Source organism: Streptomyces sp. NPDC007084, from assembly GCF_040703595.1.
Taxonomy (GTDB): Bacteria; Actinomycetota; Actinomycetes; order Streptomycetales; family Streptomycetaceae; genus Streptomyces.
Genome location: NZ_JBEYFY010000009.1, coordinates 181,170 through 193,967, shown reverse-complemented (window position 1 = coordinate 193,967; position 12,798 = coordinate 181,170). Strand labels below are relative to the sequence as shown.

Below are 12,798 nucleotides of genomic sequence, written 5' to 3'. Positions count from 1 at the left end.
CAACGGCCCGATCACCGCCCAAGCCTGATCAGTCACTTCATGACGACGCACCACGAACGGACCAACGACCCACCGACATTGCGGACACGCCCTAGTGCCGTACGGTGACGCCGTGATCATCTGCCCGCCCCTGATCACTCCCCGGGCCGTGGACCCGATCATGCTTCGTTCCGCTGCCCACGACTCCCGAGGGTTCGGCAGTATTGGACGTGAACTAGGCAACCGTGCAACCGCATGGACCGAATGGCTACGCACGACCCCAGGTGCTCTCGTCGCCGAGCGAGTGCCCGCGACGAGAGCCGACGGCCGATCTGCTGGCGACCTGGACGTGGTAGCCGTGGACCCGGCCAGGCGTGTGGGCCTGTGCTTCGAGATCAAGTGGCCGATCGAGGCGCTGTCCCTACCCGAGGCGATGAAGGTGGAGAACTGGGCCACCTCCGCCGCCCGCCAGTTGGACCGGCTGAGAGAAGAACTCCGCACGGGAACGGCGACGGCCCTGCTGCCGAGCGGCTGGCCACCTTTCGAGTCGATCGACTGGACCTGGTGCGTCGGCACCCCACAGCAGCTCTGCCTGCGTCCGCTCCCAGCGCAGACCATGCATGTCACGTCCCTTCGCTACGTACAGGCTCTGGGAACGCCACCCGACCTGGCGACCTTGTCAGACGCGCTGGTGAGGCCCGACCTACCGACCGAGGGGGTGCATTTCAAGGTCGCCAAGAAATCCTTCCCCGTGGGAAGTCGTCAGGTCCATCTCGATGCGCTGGGGCTGGTCCCTGGCCACTGGCGTCCCCGATTCCGGTGAAGGTCGACAAGATGGACGGCCTGTTCAACGGGGTCACTGCGTGAGCAGGTCCGAAGCCGGTGCCGGGACGGACGGGAAGTCTCGGCCCCATCTCACCTCCCGAAACCACGGGTCCGGCGAACTCCGGTCGGCATGCGGTGCTGCTCCCGTAGCATCGATTGGTGGTGGGGTGTGTCGCCCTGAGCGAACGAACGCACGCAGTGGTCCCTCTTGGTCAGGGGTCGCATCCGCCCGGTTTCACCGAGTCTCCGGGACGGTCACCCTCCGGAGAACTACGTCACGGGGAAGCAGAGCCGGGCACATATGAAGTACGACATCGCCGCCCCCGAGCCGGCGGGCATGGTGGCTTCGCTCAGCTCGCTGGGGTACTCGCTGCCAGCCGCAGTCGCCGACCTCGTGGACAACAGCATCTCCGTCGAGGCCCGGACCATCGACGTGGAGTTCACCTGGGCCGGCGCCGACTCCTGGATCGCGGTTGTCGACGACGGGTGGGGCATGACTGCCGAGGAACTCGTCACGGCCATGACGGTGGCCGCCCGCGGCCCCGCGACGCCGCGCTCGGCCACCGACCTCGGCCGGTTCGGCGTCGGCCTCAAGTCCGCCTCGTTCTCCCAAGCCAGGCAGCTCACCGTGAGCTCGACCAAGGCCAGGGGGCAGTGGCACACCCGGACCTGGGACCTTGACGTCGTCGAACAGTCAGGTCAGTGGCGGCTGCTCCACGACGCGGACACCGACACCATGGCCGTACTGGACAGGCTCCGGAGGGATTCCGACCACGGCACCATCGTTCTCTGGCGGCGGCTCAACGGATACCACGCCGCTGAAGTGAGCACTGGTGACGAGGGCACCCAGAAGCAGTTCTATGCCGAGGCGACGCGTACCGAGTCACACCTCGGCATGGTCTTCGCCCGGTTCCTCACAGGTACCCGACGCCGTGACCTGCGGGTACGCGGAACCACGGTGGAAGCCTGGGATCCCTTCCTGCGCAACCATCCCTCGGTACAGCCCCTCCAGCCGGAGGAGCTGCCACTGGGTGACAACTCGGTTCGAGTCGAGGCGTTCATCCTTCCCGGCTCCCACCGGCTCAGCTCAGAGGAGTACGCCCAGGCAGCCGGTCCTGAAGGCTGGCTCGACCAGCAGGGCTTCTACGTGTACCGCCGGAACCGGCTGATCCTCGCCGGTGACTGGCTGGGGCAACGGGGGATGCGCCGTGAGGAGAAGTACAACCTGGCGCGCATCGCCGTGGACATCCCCACCGAGACGGACGCCGAGTGGAGCGTCGACGTGAGGAAGTCGAGCGTCGTCCCGCCCGTCGCCCTCCGGCCGCATCTCAACCGCATCGCGCGCAAAGCCCGGTCGACCGCGGCGGACGTGCTCCGGTACCGAGGGCAGGTCGCCGCCCGTACTCACGGCGACCCGCTGTCGTACGCGTGGCTCGTACGCCGGCCCGAAGGCAGAGTCACCTGCAAGATCAACCGCAGCCACCCGTTGGTCCAGTCCGCTCTGCGTCCGGGCGGCAACACCAGCGCCGACATCCGCGCGTTGATCCGTCTCCTTGAGGAGACGATCCCCGTCGCGGCGCTGCGCGTGATGCACGAGACCGACAGCAGCGACGACCCGGAACCGTTCGGCGGCCCGGGCCCGGCTGACGACGCGGCCGTCGAGGTCGCACAGCGCATCTACGAGTCCCTGGTCTCGGGTGGCCGTTCCCCGTCCGCCGCCAAAGATCGGCTGCGGACCATGCCGCCCTTCGATCAGCTGCAGGGTTTCTGGAGCAGATGACGCATTGTCAGTGGCCGCCCCTACGCTCCCAGACATCGACTTCGTCCGACCGGAGGTTCCACGTGAGCGACGTTCCCGACGACCCCATGGCCAAGGCCCGGCGCCTGGTGCTCAGTTTCCTGCCTCAGGACCGGCAGCCGAAGTCCGACGAGGTGTACAACGCGGTCAACGTCATCTTCGGCATGATGGCCGCGCAGGGTGAGGCCGTCGACCGGGACGTGCTGGTCAAGGAGATCGAGGCCCTGACCGCCGTCTTCCAGGAGCGGTCCCTCGCCCTCACCGAGGGCGAGGGCCACGAACCGTGGCTGCCCGAGGCGAAGAACGACCGCGACTGGGACTTCTGGGAGCGCTACCGCAGGTACCTCGAGGACGTGGTCAACCTCCCGCCGTGGGTCGTGCGCCGGTTGGACCAAAGCTCGGATGACGTACTGGGCCAGCTGGAGGACCCCCGCCGTCCGGGACCGTGGCGCCGCCGGGGCCTGGTGATCGGCCAGGTGCAGTCCGGAAAGACCGGCCAGTACATCGGGCTCACGGCGAAGGCGGTGGACGCCGGCTACCGCTTCATCGTGGTGCTCGCAGGCATCCACAACGACCTGCGCAGTCAGACCCAACTCCGGATCGACGAGGGGCTACTGGGCTTCGACACCCAGAACCAGAGCCGCTCGGACGAGAACGGGCGTTCCCGCGCCATAGGTGTGGGCAAGATGCCGCTGGTGAAGAAGCTCAAGATCGCCTCACCGACCAACAGCGGCGAGAAGGGGGACTTCGGTCTCGCGACAGCGAAGGCGATCAACTTCCCCCTGGGTGACTTCCCCGTCGTACTCGTCGTCAAGAAGCACTACAAGATTCTCGAGTACGTACGTAAGTGGGTACTGGACGTACATGGTGTCGAGGACGAGAACGGCGACAAGGTCATCAGCGACCTCCCGCTGTTCGTCATCGACGACGAGGCCGACAACGCCTCCATCAACACGGTGCGTGACCCGGAAGCGGATCCGACCAAGACCAACGCGGCCATCCGCAAGCTCATGAAGAGCTTCGACAAGTCCGCGTACGTGGGCTACACGGCGACGCCGTTCGCCAACATCTACATCGACCCGGAGGCGGACCATTCCGAGGCGGGTGAGGATCTGTTCCCCGCCAGCTTCATCCGAAGTCTGCCGTCCCCGTCGAACTACCTAGGTCCCGAAAGGGTCTTCGGCCTCCAAGTGGAGGATGAAGACGAGGACGACGTGCAGGCTCTGCCGCTCGTCCGGCACGTGGACGACAGTGACGCCTGGCTCCCCTCCGGCCACAAGTCGGGCGACGTCCCTGCTGGAGACCTCCCCAAGTCCCTGCGCGAGGCGGTCCTCTCATTCGTGCTCTCCTGCGCCGCCCGCCGGGCCCGGGGCCAGGCGAAGGTCCACAACTCGATGTTGGTGCACGTCACCCGTTTCACCGCTGTGCAGAACCTGGTGCACGAGCAGGTCCAGGACCACCTGCACCTCGTCGTGGACATGATGCGGGATCGCTACGGGAAGGGGCCCGAGATCCGTGCCGAGTTCCGTGCCCTGTGGGAGAGGGACTTCGCCCCGACTACTGATTGCTTCGAGCCCGAACAGGCCGAGCGCCTGACTTGGGACCAGGTCTCCGACCAGCTCCTTCCGGCCCTCCGGAAGATGCAGGTCAAGACCGTGAACGGCTCTTCCAAGGACGCCCTCGACTACTACGACAACCGCAGGAACGGCCTCTCGGTGATCGCCATCGGAGGGCAGAAGCTCTCTCGCGGTCTCACTTTGGAGGGCCTGACGGTCAGCTACTACCTGCGGCCGTCGAAGACGTACGACACGCTGCTGCAGATGGGTCGGTGGTTCGGGTACCGCCCCGGATACGAGGACCTGTGCCGCCTCTACACCATGCCGACTCTTGAGGACGCCTACGTGGAGGTCACTGCCGCCACGGACGAACTGCGCAGGGAGGTCGAGGAGATGGCGACCCTCGGCCTCACTCCGAAGCAGTTCGGCCTGAAGGTGCGGGCCTCCTCGCTGGGCCTCACCGTGACGGCAGCCAACAAGATGCGGCAGAGCACGAAGATCATGCTCAGCTACTCCGGTGAGGGGCCGGAGACCGTGATCTTCAATCTCGCGAAGGGCACCGTCGAGCGCAACTATCAGGCCCTGGAAGCCCTCGTCCGTCGCATGGACGCCATCGCCGAGTCGGTCCCCTCCGGTGCGCCGAACGGCAAGGTCCAGTGGAACGACGTGCCCGCGGAGATCGTCTCCGAGTTCCTGACCGCCTACGAGACCGACCGCATGGCACAGCGTGTCCGCCCGAGGCTCATCGCAAAGTACGTGGACCAGTGCACGAGGGTCGGTGAGCTCGGCAGCTGGACGGTCTGTCTGGTCGGCAGCACGACGTCGGACACTCCCAAGACGATCGCCGGGCACACGGTCGGCCTCGTGACCCGTAAGGCACTCAACCCCAGGTTCGGGGACGAGGGGCGGTACACGATCCGCAGGGTGCTCAGCCCGCCGGACGAGATGATCGACCTCGACGTCGACCAGAAGGAGGCGGCACGAGCAGCCGCTGAGAAGGCCGCGAAGCTGCAGGACAAGGCGTCGGTCCCCAAGACACCGGCCGGCCCGCACATCCGGCGTCAACGCAGGACTGACCAGGGACTGCTGCTCGTCTACCCGCTCACGGTGCCGGACGCGTCTGTCCCCGGTCAGACGCCCCCTGTCGTGGGGTTCCAGGTGAGCTTCCCGCACTCCGAATACCAGACCAAGACCGAGTACGAGGCCAACGCCATCTGGCTGCAGGAGGACATCTACACCAAGGACGAGGAGGAGGACGAGGCGTGACGGTCACCGACGTCACCGAGGACGAGTGGCAGGAGCTGGAGAGCCCGCAGGACACCCCAGGGCGCTCCAGTATCCGCATGTACCCGGATTCCCCGCTCGACATCTTCCTCTCCGTCTCCCACCCCGATCGGCAGCGCATGCTGGTCTTCCGTACGGACGCCCGCTCCGCTGACCCCGTCGTACGGTCGGTCGGCCGTCTGCCGAGGGCCGCCGGGATAGAGATGAACCTGAGCGCGGTGTCCCGCCTGGAGTACGAGCTGCAGGTGATCCTGACCGAGAATGCGCTCCGGGAGGTGTTCAACCCGCTTGTCGCGGACGTGGCCGCCACTGCGCAGGCGGCTTCGGGAGCTGCCGACGCCCTGGCTGCCGCCGTGGCGCGGTTCGGTAGGTGGCAGGACCTGCTGCGTGCCGTCAGCACGGACGGACTCAGCCCCGAGGCTCGGCGTGGGTTGTACGGCGAACTCCTACTGTTGGGAGACACCCTGATCGCAGAGCTCTCCCAGTCCGAGGCAGTCGACGCCTGGACCGGCCCCACGGGGACCAACCAGGACTTCCAGCTGCCGGACGTGGCCATCGAGACCAAGGTCAGCACCGCCAAGCGACCCCGGAACATCCGGATCGCGAGCGAGAGACAGCTGGACAGCACCGGTACCCCTGCCCTCCTCCTGGCCTTCGCACAGCTGGACGAGCGGCGCGGAGGCTCTGGCGAGAGCCTGAACAGGCGAGTCGACCGCATTCGGCAGCAGCTCACGAACCCCGCCGCTCGAGCCCGATTCGACGGCCTGCTCATTCAGGCTGGCTACCTGCCGGCACACCGGGACTGCTACGACGAGCCTCGGTACACCATGCGGGACCTGCGCTTCTGGCACGTACGAGACGGCTTCCCCAGGCTGACCGAGTCCCATCTCCCCGAAGGGGTCGGCAACTGCTCCTACCAGGTGAGCACCTCGGGTCTGGACGCCTTCCGCGCACAGATCGACGAGGTGCGTGAGATGATCGGGGGACCCCATGGCTGAGCTGGATCTGGACGAGTTCTCCCGCAGCCTGGTCGCCGACGTCCAGGCGACGGCTGACGCCGAGGGGACGACCACCCCGGAGGCGTTCACCAGACGGGTCTTCGAAGACCTCGAACAGGCCGGCATCGTCTCCAACACCTTCACCGCCTACCACAAGGCGCACGGGCACGAGGTCCACGGATACGGGATCGGGGAGTCGGGCGAGTCTCTGGACCTGTTCGTCACGGACTTCCATCTGGCGCCGCTGGAGACCAAACTCAGCAAGGCGCAGACCGAGACGTTCTTCAGACGACTCCTGACCTTCGCGGCCCGCTGCCGTGACGGACTGCAGCAGCACATCGACGAGTCCTTCGACGTGTACGACATGTGCGCGGCAGTCGAGAAGGCCCTCACCGAAGTGCAACGGATCAGGCTCTTCCTGCTCAGCAACCGCGTCGGCACCTTCACCGAGGTACCGGCGTCAGACCTCGACGGCCTGCCGGTGACCCACGAGGTGTGGGACCTGGCCCGCCTGCACCGTCACGCGACGTCGGGTTCGCTCGGCGAGCCCATCGTGGTGCCCTTCTCTCCGCCGCTCCCCTGCGTCGCCGCGCCTTCCTCGGAGGAGGACCACTCTGTCGCCTTGGCGGTGATACCCGGGCAGATGCTCGCGGAGCTGTACGCCGAGTACGGCACGCGACTCCTGGAACTGAACGTCCGTTCCTTCCTCCAGACCCGCGGCTCGGTCAACCGTGGAATTCGGGAGACCCTGCTGCACGCGCCGGGCCGTTTCCTGGCCTACAACAACGGGATCACCGCGACGGCATCACAGGTCGACTTCGTGAGGGGCCCTGACGGCGAGCCCACCCACATCTCAGGGATCCACGGCCTGCAGATCGTGAACGGGGGTCAGACGACCGCCTCGCTCCACTACGCGCTCACCCGTGACAAGGCAGACTTGTCCGACGCGCGGGTGCAGATGAAGCTGACGGAGGTGGCACCCGACCGGCTCGCCGAGATCGTTCCGAAGATCTCGGAGTACTCCAACACGCAAAACCGGGTGACCCAGGTCGACTTCAGTTCCAACCACGACTACCACGTGGAGATCCAGCGGATCACCCGCTCTCTGTGGGCCCCCGCTGCGGACGGCAGCGGCCAGGAGACTCACTGGTTCTACGAACGCGCTCGCGGCCAGTACACGGACGAGCTGGCCAAAGCCCGGACGCCCGCAAGGCAGCGGCAGTTCAAGAAGCTCAACCCGACGAAGAAGAAATTCACTAAGGCGGACCTGGCCAAGTTCGTCCACTCCTGGCACCGGCTCCCTTACCTGGTCAGCCGAGGCGCCCAGAAGAACTTCGTCGAGTTCATGCTGCGCGTCGAGGAGGCTCCGCCTCGGGTGGACCTCCAGTACTGCCAGCGGGTGATCGCCATGGCGATCCTGTTCAAGACCGTTGACCGCATTGCCGCCATCCACGGCGCAGGCAGCCACAAGAGCATGATCACCACCTACACCGTGGCGCGTCTCTCCCTGGCCACGGATCGTCGGATCGACCTCGACCGGATCTGGCGGGACCAGTCCGTGACGCCGGTCCTGGAATCCGCCATCCACGACCTTTGCCCACGTGTCATGAGGGCGGTGACCACACCCCGGGAAGGAAATCACGTCGGGGAATGGGCCAAGAAGGTGGCCTGCTGGGACGTGGTGTCCACAGTCCCCTGGACGATGCCACGCGCTCTGTCCACCGAACTGCTCGACAATCCGTTGGACGAGGCCGCACTCTCCGGTGGTACCGGAACCGAGTCCGGAGCCGCCGAGGAGGCAGCGCTGATCCCGGCCGACGAGTGGTACGCGATCGAACGCTGGGCCAAGGAGACACGTGCCCTCGAACCGTGGCAGCGGCAGCTGGCGCAGTTCGTCGGTAGGAGGCTCGAACTGGAACAGGAGGTCCCCGAGGTCCAGGCCGTCCAAGCGCTGCACGCCCGCAACGAAGCACTACGTCTGGGGTTCAACCCCACCCCGTAGGAGCCAGGTTCGGACGATGACGACAACCCGGCCCCGGACCCTGAACACCGCGGTTCAGAGCATCCTCTTCCCTGCCCAGTCCCTGACCGTTTCCTCGAGGTATGACGCAGCACGATGCGACCTTGTGCGATCGCTGACTACAGCGGCTTCAAGGAGCACGAGGAGAGTGCGGCGCTCTCCTCCCAGGAGAACCTCAACAGGCTGGGGCTGAGATCGTGACCAGAGCGAGTGGAGGACCATCGGCGGGACAGTGGGTCTCCACCACGAAGAGCGAACACCTTCGCGGTCGACGCGCGAGGGACACGAAGCCCGAAGTGACCGTCAGGATGGCCGTGCACCGGCTGGGCCTGAGGTTTCGCCTCCAGCGATGGGTCGCGCGGCGCTGCACTGCCGACTTCGTGCTCCCTCGGTACCGAATCGCCGTCTTCGTCGACGGCTGTTTCTGGCACGGCTGCCCGGAACACTGCCCCGCCGAGTTCCAGGGCCCCAACACCCTTCTCTGGCAGGAGAAGATCGCAGCGAACAGAAAGCGGGACCAACACAACACCATGGAGGCCACGGAAGCCGGTTGGACCGTGGTGCGGATCTGGGAATGCGAGATTCGCCGTGACACCGCGGGCGCCGCTCAGCGAGTGGCGACCGTGGCCCGTGAACAGGGCGGCAGCATCCGCTCGCGTAGCGCTGTGAATCAAAGCACGCGGGCCCGTGCCCGAAATTCGGTTCTCGGGGATGGACGCGAATCCCGGCGACTCTCCCCCAACGACACGCTGTCCGTCATCATTGGCACATGATTCCCGAGTTCGAGATAGCGATCGGCCACAATTATCAACTGGCTGGCCTGAGCGGTGACTTGACGGCCGAGGGGGTGGCCAACGGTTTCACCGAGCATCACGAATACCACTGCCTCGGCCTGCCCAGCTGGGCAGAAGCAGAGGAGTGTCTCGAGAGGGAAGCTGAGGTCCTCGAGAGGGCGGCCTCATCGGACGCGCCTGACGGCGTCGAGGAGTTCCTCGACGAGACCCGGGAGACAGACGACCTGGGGTACTTCGACCTCATGTGCGTCCTTCAGGGCAACGACGTCGGAGTCGCCGGCCTCAGTCTCGCTCTCAGCGCAGCCCGGACAGCCACCTTCTATTCATGCTCTGGCGGGATCGACCACCGCCATCACGCTGACCACCCGTTGGTGGGGGTCGCCCCTGACCCGGAGCGCGGCGCGTTGATCATCGAACTCGCGAAACTCGCGGGCTGTGGTGTCGACCAGCGTGGAGGGCGCTGGTACCTGTACGGCCGATCAGTGACCGATCTCCATGCCCTGGGTCGGGCGATCGTCGAGCATCGAGAAGCTTTCGACGCCCTGCCAGCCCCGGCATGGGTCGAAGGACTCGCCGAGGAACTCGAGCGGGCCGACGACTACTGAGAGGTTCATTCCCCTGTGACGGCCAGAGTCAGCAGGTCGTCGGACAGCTCCCCACGGCGAGCACAGTGAGCGACGAGTGGGCAGTCCGAGCAGACAGGTTGCGTGTCCCGGCACAGGTCCACACCGATGAGACGGACCGCCGCCATGCGGAGCGGTGCGTCGTTCCCCGCGCCCACGAGCTTCACCAGGTTGACGCGCCCGTCGCTGAGCCGGTTCGCGTGGTCCTCGTCGACACCGTTGACCCTCGCAGCCACGCGAAGGTTCCCCGTGCCGACCAGCATGAGATCTTCGCCGATCAGCAGCTTGTAGAGAGCCTCTTCAGCTGGCTTCATGGACAGCTTGGCCGGAATCTTGAGTCGCTGATCCACCCTCCAGGCGTTCGGCTTGTCGACCAGTGGCGTCAGACGATCCACTCGCGCGCGGGCTGGCTTCGTGGGCGCCGCGTCGACCAGCTTCTTGAACAGCGTCGAGGTCAGCGTCCTCGACTTCCTGACGATGTCCATGATCTCCGCCATGGCGTCCGGCCTGACCTTGGCACCGGACAGTATGGCCACGACAGCGGCATGGAGTGGCACGGGCTCTTCGCTCGGAAGCTGGTACCAGTCGCTTCCGGCGCGCCGTCGTTCCGCCCAGTCGGTGAGCGCGTTCCGGACCTCCCGCCATCGGGGCTGAAGTCCGGACGTGGCGTCGGATCCGTCAACGGGCTTCAGTACCTCGGCGGCCGCCTCGCCAAGCAGTGGGGGCACGGCATTACCGATCTGCCGGAAGGCGTCACTCCGGGTGCCGGCGAAGCGGAACCGGTCCGGGAAGGTCTGCACGCGTGCAGCCTCACGCACAGTCAAGGTCCGCAGCTGCTCCGGGTGGATGTACCAGTAGCCGTCCTTGGCGATGTGCGCCGTGATCGTACGGCTGAGTTCGTCCCAGGCCAGCTTCTTGTACTTATCCGTGTACTTGTCCGGGCTGTACCGCTGGTACTTCCTCTCCTCCCCGTCCAGCTTCTCCTGTAGCTGGGAGTACTTGGTGGTGGAGTCCATGACCTGGAAGATCCGGTGGTCGTCTGCGCGGACCCTTCGGGTCATGTGATCCCAGATCACACCGCGGGTCGCGCCCTTGCGCATCTCCTCCGCGAAATCCGAGATCTTGCGCGGCTTGCGGTAGTCGATCTTCCGCTCACCGACTCGCTCGGTGGCGACGACCTTCAGCTCCGGGAGGTCGCCGATCGCGTCACGCAGCGTGGTGCGCCGCGGAGCGGGCTCACGCCAGGTGAAGTCGTCGACGTCCCTCCTGGCGAGAAGGATGAGGCGCTTCCGGTGCTGCGGGACACCGTAGTTCCACGCGTCGACGAGTCGCACCTGCGTCGCGTAGCCGAGTTCCTCGAGCTCTTCCTCGATCGTCCGGATCACGAAGAAATCGTCGTGCAGCCCCATGTCAGGAACGTTCTCCATGAGAACCACCCGCGGCCTGATCCGCTTGACCATGTCCAGATAGGCGCTCCACAGCTCTTTCCGGCGGTCCTCCGGATCACGCCCGTGCTTCTTCACGAGGTGGCGGATCTTGTTGCGCCCGGCCCTGCTGAAGGGCTGACACGGAGGCCCACCCGCGACGAGATCAATCTCTGCAGGCCCGAGGATTGCCTCCAGCCTGTCCCGCTCCTTGGGATCACCAAGATCCATCTGCAGGCCCAGGCCGGGGAAGTTCGCTCTGTGGGTCTCGAGTGCACGCTCGTCGGTGTCCACTGCTGCGGCGGTGGTCCACCCAGCCCGCTCAACGCCCGCGCTCAGCCCACCAGCACCGGAGAAGAGATCGACGGCCAAGCGCCTGCCCTTGCCGATGTTTTCCAGCCATTCCGGGAAGGACTCAGGAGTGCAGCTGTGAGGGTGAAGTGGCAACTCCAGACAATCACTGCGTTCAAGAGGTACGCCGTAGTGCCCCTTACTCACAGCACAACCCTCCGTGACGCATGACATGAACGAGCACCAGGAGACCACAGACGTGCTGGTAGAAGCAAGGTTTTCGGCAGGTCCCCCAACCGGATTCGCAGAGCTGACGGCTGATGTCCCCCCGACGCAGCCACCGCTTCCGCAGACCCTCCGACCTGCAGCTTCGAACCGTAGTCCTGTGTCCCAAGACGGTCGATCATAGTGGAATCCGCTGCCCGCGCGTGCGGTATGGGCAGGTGTAATGCGACACCGCTGCCCTGACAACGACGCAACGCCGGTGAAGACACGTTCGAGGCGCGTACGTACCCGCTGAAGAGCAGGGAGCAGATCAGCAACGAGTCGCTACCCCTGCCTCGTGCAGGACCGCAACAGCGGCAGCCTCAGTCGAGGCGAGGCATCAGTAGCGAACGTCGAAGTTCCCCTGGCCGGTCCTCGCCTAATTCAGGATGGAGATAGGCGTCGCCGAGCAGGGCTGGCGGTCATTCTTCGCCGCGCCAGGTCGGTGTTCTCCGGTCACGAAGTCGCCTCCGGCGCCGTTCCATGCTCCAAGTAAGCAGTTACGCCGTTGACGCGGGCCTCGGCACCTGCGGTGATACGGCGTGCGAGGCGGGGGATGGTAAGCCCCGACAGCTCCCTGGTGTCGTGGAAGGCGTATCCACGGAGCTCGTCGGCTTGAAGCTCGATATGCCCGCACTCATCCTCGGTGAGACGGCCTCCGTCGAAGAGATAAAGGACCTTGTCGCCCTCTCCCGGGTTCGGCGCCCAGTCCACGACGAGCAGCCGCCCAATGGCGGGCTTGATGCCCAGCTCCTCATGGACTTCGCGCACGCACGCTTGCAGCGGAGACTCGCCGTTCTCGACGTAGCCACCAGGGATGTCGCGGTAATCCTTGTACGACGGCTCGACGAGCAGGACCCGGTCAGCGTCATCGAAGAAGAGCGCGCCGGCTGCCATGCGCGGGTGGGCCATCTTCGCTTCGTGCTCGTTCTCGGTCACAGG

Annotated in this window: 9 protein-coding genes; 7 read left to right on the top strand and 2 right to left on the bottom strand. The window is 65.9% G+C overall.

Annotated elements, in window-relative coordinates:
• The first annotated feature begins 112 nt into the window (after positions 1-112).
• The 7 genes from AB0912_RS11525 to AB0912_RS11495 all read left to right on the top strand — a co-directional run bounded on the left by AB0912_RS11525 (position 113) and on the right by AB0912_RS11495 (position 9,859).
• A complete protein-coding gene (locus tag AB0912_RS11525) occupies positions 113-802 on the top strand; it encodes a hypothetical protein (RefSeq protein WP_366698197.1) in 690 nt (229 codons plus the stop codon).
• A 303-nt stretch (positions 803-1,105) separates the two neighbouring features.
• Positions 1,106-2,584, top strand: coding sequence for an ATP-binding protein (locus tag AB0912_RS11520; protein ID WP_366698195.1), 1,479 nt, complete (start codon positions 1,106-1,108; stop codon positions 2,582-2,584).
• A 62-nt stretch (positions 2,585-2,646) separates the two neighbouring features.
• Positions 2,647-5,424 carry a Z1 domain-containing protein gene (locus AB0912_RS11515; protein ID WP_366698193.1) on the top strand — a complete coding sequence of 926 codons (2,778 nt, stop codon included), beginning with the start codon at positions 2,647-2,649 and terminating at the stop codon, positions 5,422-5,424.
• The gene (locus AB0912_RS11510; protein WP_366698191.1) at positions 5,421-6,440 is read left to right on the top strand and encodes a PD-(D/E)XK motif protein; all 1,020 of its coding nucleotides are present in this window, start codon (positions 5,421-5,423) and stop codon (positions 6,438-6,440) included. Before AB0912_RS11515 ends, AB0912_RS11510 begins: the two co-directional genes overlap by 4 nt.
• Positions 6,433-8,442 carry an AIPR family protein gene (locus tag AB0912_RS11505; RefSeq protein WP_366698189.1) on the top strand — a complete coding sequence of 670 codons (2,010 nt, stop codon included), beginning with the start codon at positions 6,433-6,435 and terminating at the stop codon, positions 8,440-8,442. Before AB0912_RS11510 ends, AB0912_RS11505 begins: the two co-directional genes overlap by 8 nt.
• Positions 8,443-8,657: 215 nt before the next feature.
• Positions 8,658-9,233, top strand: a complete 576-nt coding sequence (locus AB0912_RS11500; protein WP_366698186.1) for a very short patch repair endonuclease — start codon at positions 8,658-8,660, stop codon at positions 9,231-9,233.
• Positions 9,230-9,859, top strand: a complete 630-nt coding sequence (locus AB0912_RS11495; protein ID WP_366698184.1) for a hypothetical protein — start codon at positions 9,230-9,232, stop codon at positions 9,857-9,859. Before AB0912_RS11500 ends, AB0912_RS11495 begins: the two co-directional genes overlap by 4 nt.
• A 5-nt stretch (positions 9,860-9,864) precedes the next feature.
• Here AB0912_RS11495 and AB0912_RS11490 read toward each other — a convergent pair whose 3' ends face one another.
• Together AB0912_RS11490 and AB0912_RS11485 are read right to left on the bottom strand one after the other, a co-directional pair.
• Entirely contained in the window at positions 9,865-11,673 is a 1,809-nt protein-coding gene (locus AB0912_RS11490; protein WP_366698182.1) for a DNA cytosine methyltransferase, read from the bottom strand.
• Between the two features lie 639 nt (positions 11,674-12,312).
• Positions 12,313-12,795, bottom strand: a complete 483-nt coding sequence (locus tag AB0912_RS11485) for an NUDIX hydrolase (protein ID WP_366698180.1) — start codon at positions 12,793-12,795, stop codon at positions 12,313-12,315.
• Positions 12,796-12,798 lie beyond the last annotated feature (3 nt).